Source organism: Devosia sp. T2-14, from assembly GCF_055397495.1.
Window position 1 is genome coordinate 3,575,638 of the sequence record NZ_AP027921.1, and the last position, 20,785, is coordinate 3,596,422.

18 protein-coding genes, 2 tRNA genes and 1 pseudogene are annotated in these 20,785 nt (G+C 61.8%); 8 read left to right on the forward strand and 13 right to left on the reverse strand.

Features of this window, described 5'->3' with window-relative positions; genetic code table 11:
• The 3 genes from ACZ5WT_RS17625 to ACZ5WT_RS17635 are packed head-to-tail and all read right to left on the reverse strand — an operon-like array spanning position 1 to position 1,806.
• On the reverse strand, positions 1 to 771 hold the full coding sequence (locus tag ACZ5WT_RS17625; protein ID WP_464285060.1) for a hypothetical protein: 771 nt from the start codon (positions 769 to 771) through the stop codon (positions 1 to 3).
• Complete coding sequence (locus ACZ5WT_RS17630; RefSeq protein WP_464285061.1) at positions 768 to 1,571, reverse strand: hypothetical protein; 804 nt, start codon at positions 1,569 to 1,571, stop codon at positions 768 to 770. The genes ACZ5WT_RS17625 and ACZ5WT_RS17630 overlap by 4 nt, the downstream gene beginning before the upstream one ends.
• A complete protein-coding gene (locus tag ACZ5WT_RS17635) occupies positions 1,564 to 1,806 on the reverse strand; it encodes a hypothetical protein (protein ID WP_464285062.1) in 243 nt (80 codons plus the stop codon). The genes ACZ5WT_RS17630 and ACZ5WT_RS17635 overlap by 8 nt, the downstream gene beginning before the upstream one ends.
• Before the next feature lie 138 nt (positions 1,807 to 1,944).
• On the opposite strand from ACZ5WT_RS17635, the gene ACZ5WT_RS17640 reads away from it, so the two are divergent.
• Positions 1,945 to 2,655, forward strand: coding sequence for a hypothetical protein (locus ACZ5WT_RS17640; RefSeq protein WP_464285063.1), 711 nt, complete (start codon positions 1,945 to 1,947; stop codon positions 2,653 to 2,655).
• A 273-nt stretch (positions 2,656 to 2,928) separates the two neighbouring features.
• A pseudogene (locus ACZ5WT_RS17645) lies at positions 2,929 to 3,146 on the forward strand (integrase); the annotation flags it as partial.
• A gap of 220 nt (positions 3,147 to 3,366) precedes the next feature.
• On the opposite strand, the gene ACZ5WT_RS17650 reads toward ACZ5WT_RS17645, so the two are convergent.
• The 3 genes from ACZ5WT_RS17650 to ACZ5WT_RS17660 form a co-directional block, all read right to left on the reverse strand.
• Positions 3,367 to 7,086 (reverse strand): SIR2 family protein, encoded by a 3,720-nt coding sequence (locus ACZ5WT_RS17650; protein ID WP_464285064.1) that lies wholly within the window; start codon positions 7,084 to 7,086, stop codon positions 3,367 to 3,369.
• Positions 7,087 to 7,405: 319 nt separating this feature from the next.
• Positions 7,406 to 8,788 carry a DUF6538 domain-containing protein gene (locus ACZ5WT_RS17655; RefSeq protein WP_464285065.1) on the reverse strand — a complete coding sequence of 461 codons (1,383 nt, stop codon included), beginning with the start codon at positions 8,786 to 8,788 and terminating at the stop codon, positions 7,406 to 7,408.
• Positions 8,789 to 8,931: 143 nt separating this feature from the next.
• Positions 8,932 to 9,005, reverse strand: a tRNA-Gly gene (locus tag ACZ5WT_RS17660).
• Positions 9,006 to 9,348: 343 nt separating this feature from the next.
• Here ACZ5WT_RS17660 and ACZ5WT_RS17665 point away from each other — a divergent pair.
• The 5 genes from ACZ5WT_RS17665 (at position 9,349) to ACZ5WT_RS17685 (ending at position 12,160) form a co-directional block, all read left to right on the forward strand.
• Positions 9,349 to 9,433, forward strand: a tRNA-Tyr gene (locus tag ACZ5WT_RS17665).
• A gap of 216 nt (positions 9,434 to 9,649) precedes the next feature.
• The gene (locus ACZ5WT_RS17670) at positions 9,650 to 9,850 is read left to right on the forward strand and encodes a hypothetical protein (RefSeq protein ID WP_464285066.1); all 201 of its coding nucleotides are present in this window, start codon (positions 9,650 to 9,652) and stop codon (positions 9,848 to 9,850) included.
• A 162-nt stretch (positions 9,851 to 10,012) separates the two neighbouring features.
• Entirely contained in the window at positions 10,013 to 10,921 is a 909-nt protein-coding gene (locus ACZ5WT_RS17675; protein ID WP_464285067.1) for a hypothetical protein, read from the forward strand.
• 94 nt (positions 10,922 to 11,015) lie between these two features.
• Positions 11,016 to 11,768 carry a 23S rRNA (guanosine(2251)-2'-O)-methyltransferase RlmB gene (gene rlmB / locus ACZ5WT_RS17680; protein ID WP_464285068.1) on the forward strand — a complete coding sequence of 251 codons (753 nt, stop codon included), beginning with the start codon at positions 11,016 to 11,018 and terminating at the stop codon, positions 11,766 to 11,768.
• On the forward strand, positions 11,768 to 12,160 hold the full coding sequence (locus ACZ5WT_RS17685; RefSeq protein ID WP_464285069.1) for a hypothetical protein: 393 nt from the start codon (positions 11,768 to 11,770) through the stop codon (positions 12,158 to 12,160). Before rlmB ends, ACZ5WT_RS17685 begins: the two co-directional genes overlap by 1 nt.
• Positions 12,161 to 12,245: 85 nt before the next feature.
• On the opposite strand, the gene ACZ5WT_RS17690 is transcribed toward ACZ5WT_RS17685, so the two are convergent.
• Both ACZ5WT_RS17690 and ACZ5WT_RS17695 read right to left on the reverse strand, forming a co-directional pair.
• Positions 12,246 to 12,644: a DUF983 domain-containing protein gene (locus ACZ5WT_RS17690; RefSeq protein ID WP_464285070.1), complete on the reverse strand. Its 399-nt coding sequence runs from the start codon at positions 12,642 to 12,644 to the stop codon at positions 12,246 to 12,248.
• A 93-nt stretch (positions 12,645 to 12,737) separates the two neighbouring features.
• Complete coding sequence (locus tag ACZ5WT_RS17695) at positions 12,738 to 14,108, reverse strand: aminotransferase-like domain-containing protein (protein WP_464285071.1); 1,371 nt, start codon at positions 14,106 to 14,108, stop codon at positions 12,738 to 12,740.
• Between the two features lie 376 nt (positions 14,109 to 14,484).
• On the opposite strand from ACZ5WT_RS17695, the gene ACZ5WT_RS17700 reads away from it, so the two are divergent.
• Positions 14,485 to 14,658, forward strand: coding sequence for a hypothetical protein (locus tag ACZ5WT_RS17700; RefSeq protein ID WP_464285072.1), 174 nt, complete (start codon positions 14,485 to 14,487; stop codon positions 14,656 to 14,658).
• 9 nt (positions 14,659 to 14,667) lie between these two features.
• Here ACZ5WT_RS17700 and ACZ5WT_RS17705 read toward each other — a convergent pair whose 3' ends face one another.
• The 5 genes from ACZ5WT_RS17705 to ACZ5WT_RS17725 form a co-directional block, all read right to left on the reverse strand.
• Complete coding sequence (locus tag ACZ5WT_RS17705) at positions 14,668 to 17,019, reverse strand: heavy metal translocating P-type ATPase (protein ID WP_464285073.1); 2,352 nt, start codon at positions 17,017 to 17,019, stop codon at positions 14,668 to 14,670.
• Between the two features lie 220 nt (positions 17,020 to 17,239).
• Positions 17,240 to 18,097 (reverse strand): polysaccharide deacetylase family protein, encoded by an 858-nt coding sequence (locus tag ACZ5WT_RS17710; protein ID WP_464285074.1) that lies wholly within the window; start codon positions 18,095 to 18,097, stop codon positions 17,240 to 17,242.
• Between the two features lie 105 nt (positions 18,098 to 18,202).
• Positions 18,203 to 18,667, reverse strand: coding sequence for a YaiI/YqxD family protein (locus ACZ5WT_RS17715; protein ID WP_464285075.1), 465 nt, complete (start codon positions 18,665 to 18,667; stop codon positions 18,203 to 18,205).
• Positions 18,668 to 18,672: 5 nt separating this feature from the next.
• Positions 18,673 to 19,620, reverse strand: coding sequence for an alpha/beta hydrolase family protein (locus tag ACZ5WT_RS17720; RefSeq protein ID WP_464285076.1), 948 nt, complete (start codon positions 19,618 to 19,620; stop codon positions 18,673 to 18,675).
• A 28-nt stretch (positions 19,621 to 19,648) separates the two neighbouring features.
• Positions 19,649 to 20,776 (reverse strand): S-(hydroxymethyl)glutathione dehydrogenase/class III alcohol dehydrogenase, encoded by a 1,128-nt coding sequence (locus tag ACZ5WT_RS17725; RefSeq protein WP_464285077.1) that lies wholly within the window; start codon positions 20,774 to 20,776, stop codon positions 19,649 to 19,651.
• Positions 20,777 to 20,785: the final 9 nt, after the last annotated feature.

A 20,785-nucleotide genomic window follows, 5' to 3' on the forward strand; every position in this document is an offset into this window, starting at 1 on the left:
TCATCGCCGCGCCCACCACCAGAACATGAGGGCAGTTGATGCGCCGCCGAGCAGGCAGCCCAGCGCCCCGATCACCAGGTAAACCGAGGGGCCCAGCATCAGCGCGGGATTGCGCAAGACCTGCTGCAACGGGGGAAGGCCCGCGACCGTGGGCGACTTGAGCCAAACCGCCGTCCGGCAGACCAGGCCACCATCTTGCGCATGCACGCGAGCGCTATCGGCAGCGCAGGTCGCGTACGCGTTGGGGAAGCTGCCGTTCAACTCGATGATCCGCTGCCACTCATCCGCCTGTCCACGGGCCACCAGGTTGGACCAGAACACCGACGCGCTAAGATGATCACGGTCGGCCAGGGCCCAGCCGAGACCGACAGACAGCAGCGCCACAATGCAGAACCCGGCAGCCAATAGCAGCCAGGAGCGCCGACGTTCTCGCTGCACAAAGCTCGTCATCGCGGCCGCAACGGTCGTGGCAACCTGATCGCCGGTTTGCGTCGCGGCGCTGCTGATCGTGGCACCAAGTCGCGTCTCGATCGTTGCGATCGCGCTGGCGGTTGCCGCACGCAGTTGAGCGGGCGTCGTCGTCATGAAGTCCCGGTGCGCCGCCAGGGCCATGGTCACGACTTCCCCAACGGTGAGGTAGACATGGGTGGGGTCGTCCTCGTTGAGCCCCATGGCCGCCGACGCGATCCGCAGCTTTTGCCGGCGCTCCTCAGGAATGCGGAGGGCATCGCAGGCCCGGTCGAGAACGGGGCGGTTGCTGCGGGCCTTCATGGAAAGATCCAATCCGCAATGGTGTTCAGCTCGGCCTCGTACGCTTTGCGGAAGGCCAGCAGATTGCCGCCCTCGGCCACGGTGAGCTTGGCGTGCGGCACATTCACGGTGATCGGCAAATGCAGACCGTCGAGCTTGGCCAACACGCTGGGCTTGAGCGCGGGCAGGTTCATTTCGCGCCCACCAAGCCCCAGCAGATCCTTGCGGGTACGACTGCTGAACCAGACCGCGAAGTCGTCATCATCTGCTCCAAACGCGCGATTGAGCACCGCCACATGCCGAGCCTCGCCGCCAAAAGCCCGCAGGTATTGGCCCAGACTGTGCATCGTGGAGATTTCGGGCGTGACCAGATGCAGGAGGGTCAAGCGGTAGCCGTACGCGGCCACCGTCGAGAGCATGGTGTCAAACCGCCCGTCGCTGCCACCATCGACAACTTTGGCCATGTCCAGCAGCGCGCCGCCAGGCAAGTCGTGCACAATCGTGGCGGCGCCGGTCGCCAGAGTGTTGAGCAGTTCCTCGCGTTGACCGTCCAGGCGAAGGCTATATCGGCCCGCGCCAACCAGGGGATCCTGCTCGGCCAGTAGCTTGCCGGCGGCGTCCCGCGCCCCCAGCGCCCGGTGCGTGGTGCCAATCTGGGCGTCGCCGTCAAACACGGCGACCTCGTGACCCCAGAAACGCCCAACCTGGGCCAGACAACGCGTTTTGAAGGACTTGCCGCATCCGCCTTTCTGGCTCACCAGCATGGTCACGCTTTTGCTCACGCTCTCAGGTGCGATGTTGACGTGGGTCTTTTCAGTCATGTTCGGGCTCCATTTCCTTGAGTTCATCGAGGAAGAGGTCGGCTGAGGGCCCAAGCAGTTCCCGCAACAGGGCTTCTTCGGCCTCGGCGGCCGCGAGCTCAGACTTGAGGCGCACCACGAGAGGCAACAGCTTGCGGGCCTCGACCGCGCCCGCCCGCCGCATCACGGCGGTCAGGCGGTCGAGATAGATCTCGCATTGCTGGACGGAACGGGCCTTCGGCCGTGGTGGGCGCATCCCAAACTCTTCGACGATTGCGAACGTCGAGGAGGCTAGTGATTGATAACTCGGAAAAATCAGGGCACCCGCCGGCTAAATGGCAAGTTTTTTAAGCAAATTGGAGCGATCGTCGCACGATCCGCATAGGAGTATCAAATGGGCACTTACGCCCCGCTAGTCTGTTACTACCTCGCACCAGAAGTCCTGGAACGGGCAGATAGAGAGCTGAACGCCCTTCAAGCGGTCGCCTCGGCACTTGATCGTTTCTCTCCGCCGAGACTGGATTTTTCTGAGAGTTACAAAGGGGATAAATCCCAATATTTGCACCGGGGCCGGACGGGGCAGATTACCGTCTTTCGAGAAAAAAACCGACTTCTACGTCCAATCCTTCGGAACATTATTGCCACAATTGGCTCAGGCTCTCTGGCCATTCTGGTCTTTGATATAGATGAATTCTTTCGGTGCAATCCATATGTTGCTTCTGCGATTGCCGCTATGAATGATCGGCATGTAATTCAGTTGCTATCAATTCAAGTTAAAACCGAAAGACAGGGAATTATATTGGAAGAATGCCTAACTTCAAAAAGAATTAATGGGCAGGATCCGAATATTGTTGACCGTATGATTATGGACAACAGTAGGTTCTGCCAGGACAAATCCAAGGATTTTCTAATTCGAAATCGAAATAAGTACCCGGAAATTGGAAGGCTGGAGGAAGCCGCAAAAAACTACGTGAGCATTCCAGAAATGCTCGCCCTGTTGGCGTCAATAGACCCGCAATTTGAGGATCCAGCAGAACTGACCCGCCTGACAACATTATCCACTCACACAAGTCCAGACTACATTCCGTTTAGTCGCGTTCGATGATCTCAGACCGGAACTTGGCGGGCTGGCGCCCCATGCACAAACCTGCCCGCAGGAGGGGTAGGCACGGCTGTGCAATTTTCCCGAACGATCTCTCTCGATCATTTTGAAAAGCGGTCAAAATTCGCGAAATGGTCAAACATGAGCAATCGGCAACTTCTGCTCTCAGGGCTGTCGCCTCTGAGCGATAACGACCGCAATGGGGTCGGCGCCGGCCATCTTCGACCCTAGCACAATCGTTTTCCTGGCGGCCGCTTTGGCCATAGGAGAAATGTAATGGGTATCTCACAGTACGATCCTGCCGCTGCAGGAGACCTGCCTGGAATGCCGGCCGGCAAGTCGGCGCCAAGCGAGCGCTGAAAGTACGACAGATCTGGTCGATCCGCTTCTGTCTCGACCGGGAAGGACGGATGCGAGACTGGGCGCTTTTCGAGCTCGCGATCGACAGCAAACTCCAGGGTTGCGATCTGGTGAAAATCAAGATCGGCACCCTGCCGTTAACGGCCAGGCCTGCGCAGGGATGAGAGGCGCTCCTCGTTTGGAAGCGGACGCCCACACGCCCTAGCTACGGGCGCTGGGGGGAGGTGACCGCTTTGCCAGAAGCTGTCATCGCCAGTCTTAGGTGCTAAAGACTGGAACGGGGTCGGCAACCGACCATCCGACCCGCGCCCCACTCCTGCCGTTCGGAGCACCGCTCTTTCCTGAAAGCTGTCGTCAAAAGTCGCGTTCGGCCGCGCGTCGGGACAACTCGTCCAACTCGGGGCCCTGGGCGGCGCCGGTGGCGACAATGGCGTCCACCAGCCTCTTGCCCTCATACGGCCAGTCCCCGCGCTCCGAGGGCAATAGCCTTTGCAGCGCGGTAACCAATGTCGCGATGCCCGGAGCATCGAGGTCGGCGACCTCGCACTTGAGATGCAGGTTGTGCCCGATCGACAAAGGCACCAGGCTCGGCATCACGGTTTGCAACACTGCCGCCAATTGCTGTGGCGAAGCCGACGCGAAGCGAATGAGCGCTGACGACATCTGAGGCTTCCTCAAGGTCCGCTGCTTGGGCCACACCTTGGTGATGAAGGGCACAACGAGCGCCCGCCATCGATCGTTGTCCTCGGCCCAATCGCTCACGAAACGAAGCATCGTGCGACGCACATCGTCCCCACCGAGCACCAGTGCATCGCGCAGTTCGGCGTCGGACACGATCTGCGGGGGCCCCTCGGATGCCCACGCGCTCAAGAGGTAGCCGATCAGGTTGCTCTCTTCCCTGCCGCCACGCCCCACTCGGGCGAGCATCGGAGCCTTGAGCTGGGCAACGAGATCCGGAGGAGGCACCCTGCTCATCCTGGCAAAGCCGGACCAGAATGCATCGGCATCCGGACCATCTACGATTGCTTTGACCAAGACACGGTCATCGGTCCACGCGGGCTCATGGAACTGGAACCATGGAGTTCGCTGAGCGACCAGGTGAAGGGCATGTCGGGCGTGGTCGCCTGGCAAGGCCAAGACCTTGTCCAACCGTTCGATCCACGCCGCAGGTACAGCGTGGCTGCCATCAGGGAGCGGCAGTTCAAGCAGTGCGAGCACCAGCCTTCCGATCACGGAATTCAAGGACTCGAAGGACCAGTCGCGACCAGGCTTCTGCTTGTAACCGGTGGGATGCAGGGCGGCAGCGGCAACAACGAGATCCCATATCGCGTCGAACTCGCCGCCCTCGCCGTTCTCGAACCTCGGGCCGCGCTCGGTCAACCATTCCACAAGTGGATACCAGAGCTTTGCGATGGCGTCCGATGGAAGACTACCGACCAATCTCACCACCACCGTATCGAGCCGTGCCGAGGTCTTCTGCTTGGCGGTCGTCCTCAAGAACGTCGACCAATAGTGCCAGGCCGTCTCGACGCCGCGCCGCATCGCACTGTGGAGCGCTAGGACCGAATGCGCCGGCCTTTCCAGGGCGTAGCCTGCGAACGGGTCGTGCTCTTTGAAGTCCCGGAAGCCTTCCTCCGGCACCTCGATGGGCAGCAGCATATTAACAGGGACGTCGAGAATGCTTGCTGGATCGGCGTCGGTCGCTATCGACCGGACCTTCCCTACTTGTGGTTGAGCTGTGTGATCGGCCCATCGCTCCTGCCACGATGGAGCGGCTTCGAGCAACCGGGCCCGCTCCTTCCCGACGTCGAAGCCGAATGTGATGCCCTGTCGGGTGAACCAATGGATTGCGTTCAACCTGTGAACCGCGGCTCGCTCCCCCGCCTCTGTCGGCGCATGGTCGGCCAGATAGGGGATCGGCGATCTCAGTATCCTCGCTTCGATCTCCCGCCGCCCGGCATCGGGCAGTTCGGCCCAGCGATCCCGGATCGCGAACAGGAGGTCCCGTTCATGGCGGTAGGACCAGAAGGTCTCGTCGCCCATGCCCGTGAACAAAGCTTGGGCTTGATCGATCGTCATGAGCAACGGGCGACCGGCCGCCCATATCCGAAGACGTTCGAAGACGAGGCCATCCTGCCCATTCCAGGCTTGGACCTCCTGGGCAGCAGCGGCGGGATTCGCGGCCTCCAAGGCTTCGACCAGATGGGTGAACTTGACGACCGGCCCCGTCAGACCGTATCCGCCGCCCAAACGCTCGCCATCATCGGGACGCGTGCTGTCGATGCTGAGCCATGCACCAATATCGGTCTCTAGCTGCTCGGCTTCGACCAGAAGGCTACGCCACAACGACACCGCCAATGGCAGGTGGGCATCGTCGAACTTGAAGTCCTGATGGAGATCCGGGTACTCGACGTCCAAGTTCATGAACTCGGTCGGGTCGGCATCGACCGTCATTGGCGGGGCAACGCGGAACATTCTTTCGACCTTGACCCTGGGTCTGACGAATTCAATCGCCTCGCGGACCAATGAAGCAGTCCAGCCACCTGCAGCTCTGTGAGCTATTTCGATCGCCGCTTGTGTCGCCTCCACCGGGGGCCTGCGCCATTGAGTGATAAGGTACCGCCAGTATGGAAGCAGCACGCTGCCGCTATCCCCTAGACGATACCGAATCTCATGCTCCAGTTGCTGGATCAACTGCGGATGCGCCGATTGCAGGCCGGCCGCCCACCAGAGAGTAGGCGCCTCGCCCATCCGCCGCACGATGAACAGCATCAGCCTCCATGTGCGCGGAAGCGGCAACGATTCGCCGAAGATGCTTCCGATATCCTTGGCGGTTGCCGATTTCACGTCGCGCGCGGTCGGTTCGAACGCGGTCCACGCGCCAGACGGAACCTTCCGCCGCTCGAAATGATCGTCCGGATCCACGGGTGGAGGCGCCTCGTCGCGATCAAGGCCGAGATGTTGGAACGGGTCGAACTCATCGCTGGTCGGGTCTCGTCGTTTGACCGGCGCCGGGTCGAGGTAGCGAACTTGCGGGTCGAGCACGTACAGCCAAGTGGAAGGCATGGGAGGATCGCTGGCGATCACCTTGTTCATCCCGACCAGGGTCGAGGCCAGGTGCGCGATGCGCCCCCTGAAGATAGGCGAACTTATTGATGGGCCGGCGCTGGCTTCCACGACCGTGCGCTGGAACCAAGCATCCGGATCGGCGGCCCGCTCTGACCACGCTATGAGCGTATCCCAGAGATTGGCGTAGTCGTTGCCGAACGCCACCGGCACGACGCCTTTCTGCAGCCACTGCTCGTTCGCGTGCTGCTCGTCGCCGTGCTGGAAGGCATAAATGTTCTCGACGGGCGATTGCTCCTCGCGAAGGGCCTCGAGGAGGTACTGGACCGGAGGGTCGTCTGCGGAATACCCGACGAAGACGATCGTGAACCGGTCCATTAGGCGCCGGATGTAATGCGTGGCCCATCCATCCGAGAGATAGGCCCTGCCGAACTCGCTGCTGGAAAGGACGACAGGTTCGGACATCGCGTCATAGTCTTCGTCCACACGTCCGTGGATGTGGATGATGCCCTCGAAGTCAGCCGGTCGCTCAGGAACCGGCAGATTGTCAGGCCCCCAGCTCGTCAGCGCAGGATCGCACGCTTCGAACAGTCGGTCAAAGTTCGTGGTGACCAGTCTGGGACGGCCATCTGATCCACGGGATAGGTCGATGAGCGCCTTGTGGCCATGCAGCTCCACATTGTTCTGCGGCTTCAGTACCCGCGCCACCGAGTCGCGCACATCCTGCGGGTCGAACTCCAGATCGAGCAAGGTGAACATGCGATCGACCGGGACAAATGGCTTCTCTCCGGAGGGGAGCTTTGTGTTGGCGGCGGCGTGGAGGCGCCGAGCCGGGCTTCCCGTCAATGAGCCCAGGTCATCTATCACGTCCCCAGCCAAGTTTAGAAAATCCGAAAGACCGGCAAAAGCGAGGGACACCCCCGCACCGCAGAAGAACAGCACTCTTCCTTCGTCCCGAGCCACCAGGAGGTCATCAGGAATATCGGGGCCGTTCTCAGTGAATTTCACGAAGCTTTCTCCTGATGGTCGCAATGCCCAATCGCGTGTGGACGACTGATACCAGAACGCGCCGATCGAGATGAAGCAAGGCCGCCGGTGCTCCCGGCAAGACCTGCGAAACAGCTTACGGCCGGAAGTCAGTCATCTGCGGCTGTCCGATCTGACGCCAGTCCTGGGGACCTGAAAACCAGTTTGAACGGCGGGAATGGGGCGCTTTGCCGTCCGGCGGCTTGCGGGCCCAAGGTCGCCAATCGCTGCATGTCCGCTTTTCCGACCGGAAGATCCAGAAGCAGACCTTCGGCAACCGGCCCCATAGAAGGCGGTCGAACTAGACAACTCCCTCATCGAACCGCAATGCCATAGCGTGCAGCAAGTCGCGCTGCCACGGAAGTCCGCCCCCGGAGCCATAGCTGGGCCTCGACACCGTATGTCCGAACAGACCCATACGGACTTCATAGTCGATGTTTGCCCGCTTCATGCGGTCCTCGAACGTATGACGCAGGCCGTACAGGGTGTGCTCTTGGGTGGGCAGCAGAGCGTTTTCCTCTAGGTAGGAGTTGATCGTCTGGGATGCCGTACCGGTCTTGTCCATGTAACGGGGAAATCCCTCGGGGAAGCGCTCGAACACCTTTAATGCAACGCCAACCAGTGGAATGGTCCGGACCGACGCCGCGCTCTTGACCTCGTGCGGACCGAATTCCTTCACTTCCGGATTCTTCCTGTCGTTGGCCCGCCGGTTGCGAACCGAAATGTGTGGCACTTCGGCGTCCAGGATGATGGCGTTGGGCGTGAGATTGCAGATTTCGGACGGGCGGCACCCCGTTTCGATCATCGCGAGCAGGACGCCCCGGGCTTCCGAGTTAAGCCCGGCCAGTGGCCCTGCGGTCAGGAACTTCTGCTCGATCCAAGAGATGGCAAATGGCGGCCGCGGGTCCGAACCATCTTCGGGAAAGCCCAAGGCCAGAAACGGGTTCAGCCGCTCCTTGTCGTTGTGCTCGAAGGAGAAATACTCTCGGTACAGTTTGCGCAGTTCGCCGATCTCGCGATTGGCAGAACTGGGATGCATTGGCTCGGCATCGTCGTCCGGCATGATCCGATTCAACCAGAACCGGTAGAAGCGTACGGCATCCTCACGGGTTATCGTGGCAAGGGGTTTGTCCCCGACAACTTCGACAAAACGCCGAATGGCTCGCTTGGGGATGTTCTTCCACAGCCGAAGTTGGTTGGGGCTCTTGTTGGCCAGAACGAGCTTGCCGGGACCTTCAATATAGGTTTTGAGCGCGTCGTCGAACCGGTCCTGCGGTTGAGGCACAGTACCCAGAACGGCTTGCTCCACCTCTCGTGGGGTCGAGGCGGGCATAATCGCCTCCAGCCGGCTGGAGAGTTCGTCCCAGGTGGCGGAGCGCCCCAAATCCTCTGCTGAGGAATATCCGAAACCCATCGCCTTGACCCGTATGAGAGCTGCCGCATAGCGGCTCCGGGACCGATCGACATTTTCATTGAGTGTTAGCGAAGCCCAAAGCTCATCGTCGGCCGCAGCGAGAACATCGCGAGCTCGGCGCGCAATCGCTAGGTCGCGGGTGCCGAGAGCGTGTCGAATGAAGGGCGATCGCGAGTCGAGAGCCGCCAAGGCTGTGGGCACGCGCCGGTAATAAACCCAGCTATGTCCCCGACGTTTCAGATAGCGGTCGAGATCATCTAGCCTACCCATTTTCTACCCCACCCCGTACGCATGTATCGCACTTTGTGGCGCATTTTGTAGCACAGTTTCTGGGGTGCGAGGGCCAATAGAGCGCGCATAAAGCGGAAAACATAGCGTTTTCAAGCTTGTAGTTAATAGGGGCTTTGGGAAAATGGAGCGGGTAGCGGGAATCGAACCCGCATATTCAGCTTGGAAGGCTGCTGCTCTACCACTGAGCTATACCCGCGCTACCCGCCTGATAATCCAGGATGGCCGTTCAACGCAAGATCGTCCGGCCATTTTCCCGCCATTCGCCCATCTGTCGGTGCCAGCCCCGCGAGTCGGTCACCGGCGGGATGATTTCCACAGGCTGGGACCAATCCGCTAAACTCCCAAAGATACGCGCATAATTGGCCCGAACGCCCCAAAAACGCAGGCGGCAAAGGGGCTAAGTGCGCTGATGCCGAACCGTGGCTGTTATTTCTTTCGGGCAAACGCTGTCAGGGTGTTGACACAATCGGGCCAGACCACCATAAACCGCCCGGACGACGCGCTTCGGCGTTTCGTTTCCTACCCAAGCGACGATTAGTGGAGGGGTGGGAGAGTGGTTAAATCCATCAGACTGTAAATCTGACCGCTTAGCGTACACTGGTTCGAATCCAGTCCCCTCCACCATCGCCCTCCCCGGGTCACAAGATTCCCAAACATCTCCGAAGGTTCGGCAGGCGCCACTTGTGGCGTACCGATTTTGCATGCGCGATTGCTCGCACCGAACCAGCGCACAATGCCCCTTCTGGTAGTGATTGTGGCAGCGGACACAAAAAAGCCCGCCGAAGTGGGCGATATTTGCCAGGATTCGCGCGCATGAAGCGCCCAACTCAGAGGACTGTCATGAACAAACTCGCACCCGTAGCGCTCGTCGTCATCAGCGCGCTCTCCCTGACCGCATGCACCACCACCCAGCGCACTGTTAGCGGCGCGGCCATCGGTGGCGCAGGCGGCGCACTGATCGGCGGCGCAGTGGCCGGCTATGGCGGCGCGATCGTCGGCGGTGCAGGCGGCGCTGCCGCTGGCGCCCTGCTCGCCAAGTAAGAGCCGCATCACCGCAATCCAGGACAATGCCCCGGCGGCTACCGCGCGGGGCATTTTCTTTGCCGCCGCAAACCCCGACCAATCCTACAACAGACGAGCTATCGAAGCCCCTTCTGTGTTCGACTATAACAATCTCCGCCCTGAACAGAGGTCGTGAGAGCAATGCTGAACGAGATCTGGGTCGTCATAGTTGGCATTGGCAGCGTTGCGGGGGCGCTGGCGGTAATTCCCTTCGCGCTCGACATGTATAAACGGCACGCCGATCGATTGCATGTGCGGGCCATAGTGGACCCCGATGACCCAGATCTGGTTTCCGTCTGGGAAATGCAGATCAATCACTTCAGCCGCGACGTGGCTGACGACATCGAGCAAATTCGAAACTGGGTCGCGACCAGCAAAAGCCGGCGCCTGAAGGGCGACCGCCAGTACAAGTTCGTGGTGCTGGCGCTCAAGCACGAACGAGCGGTCAAGGGCTATCTCTACGCCTACTATTATGCCAGCACGGCCACGATTTTCCTGGGCTACATCGTCATCGATCGCGAGACGATCGATCCAGCCGATATCAACCGGGCCGCGCTTATGCTGCTTGGGCGGATGCTGCAGGAGTGCGACGCTACCGGCACGCCATGGCAGCATGTGATAACCGAGGTGGAGGCCGACATGACCAGCGATAACCGCGCTGCCAAGGCCAAGCTCGTCCGCTTCCAGTCGGCCGCCAAGAAACTGAGCGAAGCCGCCGGCAAGCCTCCCGTCGTCGTCTACAAGCTTCCGATCGACTATCGGCAACCCGTGCTGCGGCCCGAGGACCTCGACAACGCCGCCTCGAAATCGCTCCCGCAATGGCTGCTGTTCTGCTCGCGCGATCGCGAGACATTTGTCAGCGCAGACGGAGCCACCTTTGCCCGGCGCGAGACCGTATCGAGCCTGCTCAAGACGCTGCTGCTGTTCGCCTACGCCGATGCGTTTGAGGACGCGGCGAACTACAGGTCTTACCTGCAGCGGGAATATGATCGCTATGTCCGCGACCTGCCCGAAACCCTGAAACTGGAACATGACCGGCGATTGCTGTGACGCGTGCTGATTGGCGTCAGAAAACGCAGTTTTGCAGGGGCCATCCGCTGGCTAGGCGCTTGCTGGCGAGGCCTAAAGGCGATACGCGTCGGCCATGAGCTACAACAAATTTCCGCCCAAGCCGAAATACGATCCCGATACCGGTCCGGTCTATCTTTATGGCCTGCACACGGTGCGCGCCGCGCTGGATAATCCCAACCGCATCAAGAAGGTGCTGCTGGCGACGCCCAACGCGTTGAACCGCCTCAAGGAGACCGGCGAGATCGGCAAGGTTCCCGTCAAGGAAACCACACCCAAGGAGCTGGACCGGCTGCTCGGCGAAGATGCCGTGCACCAGGGTACGGCCCTTGAAGTCGATCCTGTCAGCCGCTTTGGCCTCGACGACATCAAGCCGCTGAAGCTTGTGGTTGTGCTCGACCAGATTACCGATCCGCACAATGTGGGTGCCATCCTGCGCACGGCCTGTGCCTTTGGCGCCGACGCAGTGATCACCACGGCGCGGCACTCGCCGCGCGAGACCGGCGTGATGGCCAAATCGGCCTCCGGCGCGCTCGACCTCGTACCGATGATCGAGGTTCGCAATCTTGGCGACGCGCTCGAAAAGCTCAAGCAGCGCGGCATGTTAGTGCTCGGGTTTGATTCTGAATCAGAACATCAGCTCAAGCCGCGCACCAGCGATCAGCCCCTGGCAATCGTCATGGGTGCCGAGGGCAAGGGTCTGCGCCAGCGCACCCGCGAACTCTGCGACGAGATGGTCAAGCTCGACATGCCGGGCCCGATCAAATCGCTGAACGTTTCCAACGCAGCCGCCATCGCGCTGTTTGCTGCCACCGCCGGACGCCCCTGATGAGCCAGTTCTCCCCCTTCGCCATTGCCCTGCGCCTTTCGGGCGTGACCATCGGTCAGCTGGAGTTGGATACCGCCCTCAAGCAGCTGAGCAGCCGCTTCGAGCCTGAGGACGCTGAGGGCAGTTCGTATGCACAGGTCGACGTCTCCGTCGATAACCCCGTTCGTGCGCTTCTCGAGCTGGCAGACCGCTCTGGCGCGGCTATCTCGGCGATGCTGGAAGACCGCCGCATCGGCAAGGCCGTTCTCGACCTGGCCTTTGACTATCCCGAGCATGGCGAGGCCATGTCGGCCCGCCTGCCCGCCCACGTTGCAGCCGCCATTGCCGCCTGCGGCATCGACATCGAGGTCTCGGTCTATCTGACCGACGTGGAAGAAGACGAAGACGACTGACGCGTTTTGGAGCCGCGGCGGCACTGGTCACGGCACATATCAACAACCCCGAGCACTCGCTCGGGGTTACTTCTGGCTGTGAGCCTTACAGCGAATCTGCTCTGGGTTCGGCGTCTGGTGCGAAGCCGTACATGCCCATGGCCCACTGAAGTCCGACCACGAAGCCCTTCACAGGCTGCATGACCAGCAACGTCATGAGGATTGAGGCCGGCACGGCGGTGATCATGTAGGTCATCGGCGAAAGCGGCTGCGTCATCTCAAGATGCATGATCACCGCGACGATGATGTGCCCCACGATCGTGATCGAGATGTAAGGCGGAAAGTCGTCGGCCCGCGCGTGCCCCAGAACCTCGCCGCAATGATCGCATTTATCAGCGACTTTCAGCCACCGGCCGAACATCTTGCCCTTGCCGCATCGCGGGCACTTGCAGGCCGTCCCTCTCCAGAGGGCGGCCATTACACTGCGCTCCGTCTTCGCAACCATATCAAAACTCCAGTGCCCGAGGTTCCTTCGCACCGGGATATAGAGATTGCATGCATTCATTGCAACGCACTTTCTGGCATTGCATGGATGCCATTACACCACCAGCGAGCTCATCGCCGGGGTGTTTGACAGCAGCGATGAAACCACACTCAAGCTGCGGCTCAGATCAGCGCGGGTTATCGGACCGCCGAGACTGAGGCGCACGGCTTCGGGGGCATTTCCGACAGCGAAGGCATCACTGGACACCGCGGAAACGCCCATGGTCCGGAGACGGGCAATGAACTCGCCTCTCGACCAGCTTTCCGGAAGGGAGATCCAGGAGTGGAAACCCTCCGGATCCGTCGTCACGGCCTGTGCCGCGAGCAGCGAGCGGGCTATCTCCTGCCGGCTGCGAACCTCTGCCCGCAAAGCGTGCAGGAACTCGAACGCCAACCCGCTCTCGACCCAATCCGTGGCGAGGGAAGCGGTCAGCGGCGACGCCATGGCAGTCGTGCCGCGCAGTGCCCCGGCCAGCCGCATGGCTGCCGCCTCCGATGGGGCAACCACGTAAGCAAGCCGAAGTGCAGGCGACAGGGTTTTCGACAGGCTCGCCACGTGAAAGACCGTCGCGCCTCCCATCTCGGCGAGGGTCGTTTTCGGGGTATTCAGCAAGCCGCCATAGGCGTCATCTTCGACGATCGGCAGCCCATGGTCACGCACAACGGCGAGGATTTCTTCCTTGCGCGCGGCACTCCAGGAGCGAGTTGTCGGGTTATGGAGCGTCGGCATGCAGTAAAATGCGCGCGGCGCAAAGGCTGCGATCGCCTGCACCAAGGCATCCGGCAGAGGTCCGCTTTCATCCATCTCGACCGGCACCAGGCGTATGCCAAGATGGGCCGCAAGGCTGATCAGCCCCGGGTAGCTTAGCGGTTCGGTCAGCACGACCTCACCCTTGCCCGCAAGACTGGCCAGGATCGCCGTCAGGGCGCCCTGCGCTCCCGGGGCGACCAACAAGCGGCTCACGGAGACGTTGGGCATTCTTGATGCCAGCCATCGCACACCGGCCTGGCGATCCCGCAAGGCCCCGCCTGGCTCCTGATATCGCAGCATCAGGCGAGTGACGTCAGGACCGTGCAGCTTGGCGAAGCCGGCCCACAGTTGCTGGGCAATCCCATCATCTTCAGGGATCGGAGGCAGGTTCATGCTCATGTCGATCAGCCCCACGGAGGGGCTTGGCTCCGCCGCCGACGGTGCCCTGACAAAAGTACCCTGCCCCACGCGCCCATCCACGAGGCCCCGCCGGCCCGCCTCCTGATAGGCGCGGGTGACGGTCGTGAAATCAATGCCGATCTGCTGGGCCAGCGCGCGCTGCGGAGGAAGCTTGGCGCCCGGCAGGAGGCGACCCGCCGCAATATCGGCCGCCAACGCATCCGCGATCGCGAGATAGAGCGGACCGCTGTCCTTATCGAGTGCTGGCGTCCACATTGTCGCAGTACAATCCTTGGATATTGTATGCATACAATATGGGATATATGTACGCATCAAGAATGACAATCGCCCACGGCAATCAAATGAGCAACACATTCGACTACCACGCCGCATTCGAGCAGCCACTCGCAAACTGCGGATGGAAGGGAATTACCGCCACTCCATTGAGGTCCAACGGAGCGAGGGGAAGTTCCCGTTCGCCATGAGGACCCTCGAAACTGCCGAGCGTCGCCAGGCTGCGCGGGCTTGAGCGCCTGAGCCTGACACCCTCCCCACGCCACTCGACGAGCACATCGAGTTCTCGTTGAAGCGCTCGGTTCCACGCTGCGGGAACCCGGCACCACCAACCTTCCCGCAGCGCAAAGGAGCTGACATGCCCTACCCCTTCAACGAATGGCCAATCGTGGCGACCATTGCCATGTTCATCCCTCTGATCGTGGCTCTGGCCTACAGCTCATTGACAACGCAGGACATCGTGCTCGTTCCGGTCGAGGCCAAGACACACGGCGAAAACAACAGCGCTCCCGGTGGTAATGCGAAGCACTGATCGCGGCCGTCACCCGATTTTGGCACCACGCAGGCGCAGGGAATTGCCGATAACGCTGACTGAGGACAGGGCCATGGCCGCTGCCGCGATGGCGGGAGAAAGGGTGATCCCGAAGAACGGGTAGAGGACCCCGGCCGCCACCGGCACGCCCGCTGCGTTGTAGGCGAAGGCAAAGAACAGGTTCTGGCGGATATTGCCCATGGTCGCGCGCGACAGGGCCCGCGCCCGCACAATCCCCATCAAGTCCCCACCCAGCAGGGTGACGCCAGCGCTCTCAATCGCAACGTCGGTTCCCGTTCCCATGGCGATCCCCACATCGGCGGCGGCCAGAGCGGGCGCGTCGTTGACGCCATCGCCGGCCATGGCCACGACGCTCCCGCTCGAACGCAGGCGGTTGACCACCTCGCTCTTGCGTTCGGGCAGCACGTCGGCCTCGACGGCTGCAATGCCCAGCGTGCGCGCCACGGCGTCGGCGGTCACCTTGTTATCGCCGGTCATCATCACAACCTTGATGCCCTGCTTTGCCAGTTCGGCCAGAGCTGCGGGCGTGGTCTTGCGGACGGGGTCGGCAATGCCAATCACCCCGGCAATCTGCTGGCCGACGCCAACCAGCACGGCGGTTGCGCCCTCAGCGCGCACAGTGTCGGCACGGGCGGTCCACTCCCCGGCAGGAATGCCGACCGAGGCCAGGTATTTGGCGCTGCCGATATAGATGGCCTCGCCGCCAACCTTGCCGGTGAGCCCCTGCCCGACCGGCGAATCCACATCGAGCGGATCGGTGAGCTTCAGCCCGCGCGCATTGGCTTCGGCCACAATAGCGTGGCCCAGCGGATGCTCGCTGGCCCGCTCTAGGCTGCCCGCCAGCTGCAGCAGGCGCTCCTCGGTATAGGCGCTGGCCGGAACGATGGCCGTCACAGCCGGCTTACCCTCGGTCAGGGTGCCGGTCTTGTCGACCACGAGCGTATCGACCTTTTCCAGCCGCTCGAGCGCTTCGGCATTCTTGATCAGCAGGCCCAGGCTTGCTCCCTTGCCCACGCCAACCATGATCGACATCGGCGTTGCCAGCCCGAGAGCACACGGACAAGCGATGATCAGCACCGACACCGCAGCGACAAGGCCATAGGCCAGTCGCGGCTCCGGCCCCCAGACGCCCCAAGCGGCAAACGCCAGGATTGCAATGGCGATGACAAGCGGCACGAACCAGCCGGAAACCTGATCGGCCAGCTTCTGGATCGGCGCGCGCGAGCGCTGCGCCGCTGCCACCATCTGCACGATGCGCGCCAGCATGGTGTCGTGGCCAATCTGGGTGGCCTCCATCACCAACCCGCCCGACTGGTTGATCGTGCCGCCAATGAGCTTGGAACCGGCTTCCTTGGTCACCGGCATGGATTCCCCGGTCACCATGGATTCGTCGAGCGCGCTTCGCCCTTCGAGCACCTTGCCATCGACCGGCACCTTTTCGCCGGGCCGCACCCGCAGGCGATCACCCACCCCGATCTGGTCGACCTGCACCTCCTCGTCCGAGCCATCCGCCTTGATGCGACGGGCGGTCTTGGGCGAGAGATCGAGCAGCGCCCTGATGGCGCCCGAGGTGCTTTCGCGCGCCCGCAATTCCAGCACCTGCCCGAGCAGCGCTAGCGCAGTGATCACCGCCGCAGCCTCGAAATACACCGGCACTGCACCGCCCATGCCTCGCATGTCTGCGGGAAAAATGCCGGGCAGCACTGTCGCGACCACGGAATAGAGCCAGGCCACGCCAATACCCATGGCGATCAGGGTAAACATGTTGAGGCTGCGATTGACGATGGACGCCGCCCCGCGCGTGAAGAAGGGCCAACCAGCCCACAACACGACAGGCGTGGCCAGCACGAGCTGGATCCAGTTCAGCGTTTGCGGGGCCACAAAGGCATGGAAATCAAAGATATGGCTGCCCATCTCGATGAGGAACACCGGCAGCGCCAGCGCCGTGCCGATCCAAAAACGGCGTGTCATATCGGCCAGCTCTTCGCTGGGGCCGGTCTCGGCGCTGGGCATTTCGGGTTCGAGGCTCATGCCGCAGATCGGGCAATTGCCGGGGCGGTCCTGCCGGATCTGCGGATGCATCGGGCAGGTGTAGATGGTGCCCGCGGCGGCCGGCGCCGCTGCCACCGGTGCCTTGCGCAGATAGGCCTGCGGATCGGCTACAAACTTGTCGTGGCATTTGGCCGAGCAGAAATAGTAGCGCTTCCCGTCGTGATCGGCATGGAACTTCGCCGTTGCCGGATCGACCGTCATCCCGCAAACCGGGTCCTTTTCACCATGCTCTCCAGCGGCCGCGTGGCCATGATGATGGTGCTGATGATCGGCTGTGCTCGTGCTCATGACGGGTGTCCTCACTTGCGAAAGAGAGGAAGTCTGCACCTTCCAACGCGGGTAAGGTCAACCCCCGAAAGCGAAACGCGACGGGGTGGCATTTGGTCGATTCTGGCAGTCTGGGCCACCAACAGCGACTGCCGCCAGCCAGCGCATCCGCAAAACTCAAAGGCCCGTCGAGATGCTGTTCGCGGCGGGCCTTTTGCTGTGCTTCGAGATAGTCTAGCGCCTAGAGCGCCTCGCCCTTGCTGGGAACGTCAGCGGTGATCACGTCACGACCAAACACGCCGGTATCCTTCGGCACGAGGCGCACCACCGAGTAGCCGCGCGCGCTGAGCTGGGCCATGAACATCGGCAGCAGATCGACCGTGCGCTGATGGATGTCGTGGAACAGGATGATGCCACTGCCCCGCGCGTCCAGACGCTGCATGGTGCGGGCAACGATCACTTCGGGCGTGTCCTTGTAGTAGTCCTTGCTGTCGATATCGACGTCGAGAACCACCATGTTGCCCTGCATCAAGTTGGTGCGCAGGAAGCCGCTTTGCGACAGATACGGGAAGCGGAAGAACGGCGCCAATGCCTGCCCGCCATGCGACAGGGCCTGCGCGACAGCACGTTCACCACGCGTGATCTCATCCAGCGCCGCCTGCCGGCTGAGCGTATTCAGATCGACGTGATCAAAGGTGTGGCTACCGACCGTATGGCCGTGCGCCGCAACCTGCTGCGCCAGGGCCGGATGCGCCTGCGCCGAGGCTCCCAGCATCAGGAAGGTCGCCTTGACGCCATAGTTGTCGAGAGTGGCGAGGATACGGTCGGTCTTGCCCGGACGCGGACCATCGTCAAAGGTCAGGATCACTTCGCCCGGCTGCAGCATGATATCGGCCGTCGAAGCGACCGGCATGGACCGCCCGCCGAGCTTGGCATTCGAGAAAATGCGTTCCGGCATCGGCTGCGCACCGACGGGCTTCGAGCCGGTCAGGATGCTGTTGGTAACTTGCCCCGCGGAGGCAACGTACTGAGACTTGAGCACGGTATGGTCGTTTGGCGGCTTGGCGCATCCGCCCAGGGCGGCACCAACGACAACCATCGACATTGCAAGACGCGAAAACGACACAGCGTGGACTCAGGACATTGAAATCTGAGTTCACTTTTGGCGATTATGGTTAATAATCCCCTCGCGAGCCGTTAATAACTACTTACCAGCCAATGATTTAGCCCTGCGGGCGAGGGTGTCCAGAGCGCTTAGAAACGCCGATCGGTCGGCGGGGCGAAAACCGGGATTATAGCCCTTGATCTCGCCGGTCTCGCGCAGGTGCTGCTTGAGGTCGCGCATGGCCAGGGCCATGCCGATCGAGGCCGGCGTAAACGGCTTGCCGGTAAAGCCCAGGACGTGACAGCCGTTGTCGATGGCGCGGCTTGCCAGGGGAATATCGGCGGTAAGCACGATGTCGTTGGCGACCGCCTGCTCCACGATCCAGTCGTCGGCAGCGTCGGCCCCCGCGGCAACGACGACCACCTTCACCATCGGGTCCCGCGACGGCCGAACGCCGCCATTACTGACGAGCGTAATCACCAGCCCGAGGCGTTCGGCGACACGCATCGCCTCTTCCTTCACCGGGCAGGCATCGGCATCAACAAAGATCACGGGATCGGGCATTGGTCTCACTGCAGGGATTGAAGAAAGCCAGCCAGCGCCGCGTCATAGCGCGCTGGGTCTTCCTTCCAGGATAGAATGTGGTCTGCTTGTGTGCGCAGATAATCCGTAACCGCAGCGCGACGCGTTATCAGCGCGTCACTACCAGAAACCGGCACGATCCGGTCGCCATGGCCGTGCGACAAGAACAACGGTCCGGCATAGCTCGCCAACTCATCGGTAACGTCGGCATTACCGAAATTGACCGGCAGGGTCATTCCGGAAATCCAGGTCCCGAGGCTGGTCAGGGCAGACGGAAATGGCAGCCCAATCGACCCAATGGCCGCCTCGACCATTGGCGAGAGCTTGAGCGCAGGCGCATCCAGCACGATGGCAGCAACGGAGCTTGCCAATGGCGAATGGCGCAGAAACTGACCGGTGATCCCGCCACCCATGGACTCGGCCACCAGCACGACGTCGCTGGCCCCGTTGTCGAGAGCGTATTGCACGCCCACCGCCAGGTCCTGCCATTCGGTAAGACCGAAGGCATAGAGCCCGCTGGGGTCCTTGGGCGCCCCTTCGTCATTGCGGTAGCTGAGCATCAGTGTGGGCAGGCCAGCATCATGCAGCACCGGCAGAAAGCGGTAGCCATTTTCGCGGCGACCACCAATGCCGTGGATGAAGATCGCCCAGCGCTGCCCGGCGGCAGGCATCGGCACTAGCCAGGCTGGGGCGGGGCCGAGATCGGTTTGGAGCGAGACTTCTTCGAACGAGTAGCCGAATGCGGCTTGCGGGTCGCCGGCATAACCGATGTCCGCTGGCCCCTGCGGTGCGGGCCAGCCACTGCCTTGAGCAGTCGGCGCGCCCACCCGCAAGGTGTCGGCCAGTATGCTTGCGGTGATCCAGCCGCCGACACCGAAGTAGCCGACGGCCAGAGCCGCGATTGTTCCGAGCGCTGCTGCTGCGAGTTTGTTCATTGGACCCTCAACACGCGCCCGGAACGCATTAGAAGACGACGACGCTGCGGATGCTCTCGCCGTTGCGCATCATGTCGAAGCCCTTGTTGATGTCTTCGAGACGCAGCGTGTGGGTGATCATCGGATCGATCTCGATCTTGCCGTCGAGATACCAGTCCACGATCTTGGGCACATCGGTGCGGCCCTTGGCGCCGCCAAATGCCGTGCCCATCCAGGTGCGGCCGGTGACCAGCTGGAACGGACGGGTGGAGATCTCCTGCCCTGCCCCGGCCACGCCGATGACGACCGACTTGCCCCAGCCGCGATGGCTGCATTCGAGCGCCTGACGCATAACCGTCGTGTTACCGGTGCAGTCGAAGGTGTAGTCGGCCCCGCCGATCAGATCGCCACGACGCTTGGTGAGGTTGACGAGATACGGAACGATGTCCTCGCCGATTTCCTTGGGATTGACGAAATGGGTCATGCCGAAGCGCTCGCCCCATTCCTTCTTGTCGTTGTTGATGTCGACGCCGATGATCATGTCCGCACCGGCGAGGCGCAGGCCCTGGATCACGTTGAGGCCGATGCCGCCGAGGCCAAACACCACGGCAGTTGAGCCGATCTCAACCTTGGCGGTGTTGATCACTGCGCCGATGCCGGTAGTGACGCCGCAGCCGACATAGAAAATCTTGTCGAAGGCTGCCGAGGCGTCGATCTTGGCGACGGCAATCTCGGGCAGCACGGTGTAGTTCGAGAAGGTCGAGCAGCCCATATAGTGGAAGATCGGCTTGCCTTCGAACGAGAAGCGGCTGGTGCCATCGGGCATCAGGCCCTGGCCCTGGGTCGAGCGGATCGCGGTGCACAGGTTGGTCTTGCCGGAACGGCAGGAATAGCACTCGCGGCATTCCGGCGTGTAGAGCGGAATGACATGGTCACCCTTCTTCAGGCTGGTAACGCCGGGGCCGACATCGACCACAACGCCTGCGCCTTCATGGCCCAGAATGGCCGGGAACAGACCTTCGGGATCGGCACCCGACAGCGTGAAATCGTCGGTGTGGCAGATGCCCGTCGCCTTGATTTCGATCAGTACTTCGCCGGCCTTGGGACCCTCAAGGTCAACTTCGACGATCTCAAGCGGCTTGCCAGCCTGGAAGGCTACGGCGGCACGGGTTTTCATAGTCAGGAC

Bases quoted from the DNA above. Each gene is read 5' to 3' on its own strand.
- ACZ5WT_RS17705 (WP_464285073.1), bottom strand. From the start codon at position 17,019: ATGAGCACGAGCACAGCCGATCATCAGCACCATCATCATGGCCACGCG.
- ACZ5WT_RS17690 (WP_464285070.1), bottom strand. From the start codon at position 12,644: ATGGTTGCGAAGACGGAGCGCAGTGTAATGGCCGCCCTCTGGAGAGGG.
- ACZ5WT_RS17715 (WP_464285075.1), bottom strand. From the start codon at position 18,667: ATGCCCGATCCCGTGATCTTTGTTGATGCCGATGCCTGCCCGGTGAAG.
- ACZ5WT_RS17635 (WP_464285062.1), bottom strand. From the start codon at position 1,806: ATGCGCCCACCACGGCCGAAGGCCCGTTCCGTCCAGCAATGCGAGATC.
- ACZ5WT_RS17710 (WP_464285074.1), bottom strand. From the start codon at position 18,097: ATGGTTGTCGTTGGTGCCGCCCTGGGCGGATGCGCCAAGCCGCCAAAC.
- ACZ5WT_RS17630 (WP_464285061.1), bottom strand. From the start codon at position 1,571: ATGACTGAAAAGACCCACGTCAACATCGCACCTGAGAGCGTGAGCAAA.
- ACZ5WT_RS17695 (WP_464285071.1), bottom strand. From the start codon at position 14,108: ATGTGGACGCCAGCACTCGATAAGGACAGCGGTCCGCTCTATCTCGCG.
- ACZ5WT_RS17625 (WP_464285060.1), bottom strand. From the start codon at position 771: ATGAAGGCCCGCAGCAACCGCCCCGTTCTCGACCGGGCCTGCGATGCC.
- ACZ5WT_RS17670 (WP_464285066.1), top strand. From the start codon at position 9,650: ATGAACAAACTCGCACCCGTAGCGCTCGTCGTCATCAGCGCGCTCTCC.
- ACZ5WT_RS17655 (WP_464285065.1), bottom strand. From the start codon at position 8,788: ATGGGTAGGCTAGATGATCTCGACCGCTATCTGAAACGTCGGGGACAT.
- ACZ5WT_RS17640 (WP_464285063.1), top strand. From the start codon at position 1,945: ATGGGCACTTACGCCCCGCTAGTCTGTTACTACCTCGCACCAGAAGTC.
- rlmB (WP_464285068.1), top strand. From the start codon at position 11,016: ATGAGCTACAACAAATTTCCGCCCAAGCCGAAATACGATCCCGATACC.
- ACZ5WT_RS17675 (WP_464285067.1), top strand. From the start codon at position 10,013: ATGCTGAACGAGATCTGGGTCGTCATAGTTGGCATTGGCAGCGTTGCG.
- ACZ5WT_RS17700 (WP_464285072.1), top strand. From the start codon at position 14,485: ATGCCCTACCCCTTCAACGAATGGCCAATCGTGGCGACCATTGCCATG.
- ACZ5WT_RS17720 (WP_464285076.1), bottom strand. From the start codon at position 19,620: ATGAACAAACTCGCAGCAGCAGCGCTCGGAACAATCGCGGCTCTGGCC.
- ACZ5WT_RS17685 (WP_464285069.1), top strand. From the start codon at position 11,768: ATGAGCCAGTTCTCCCCCTTCGCCATTGCCCTGCGCCTTTCGGGCGTG.
- ACZ5WT_RS17725 (WP_464285077.1), bottom strand. From the start codon at position 20,776: ATGAAAACCCGTGCCGCCGTAGCCTTCCAGGCTGGCAAGCCGCTTGAG.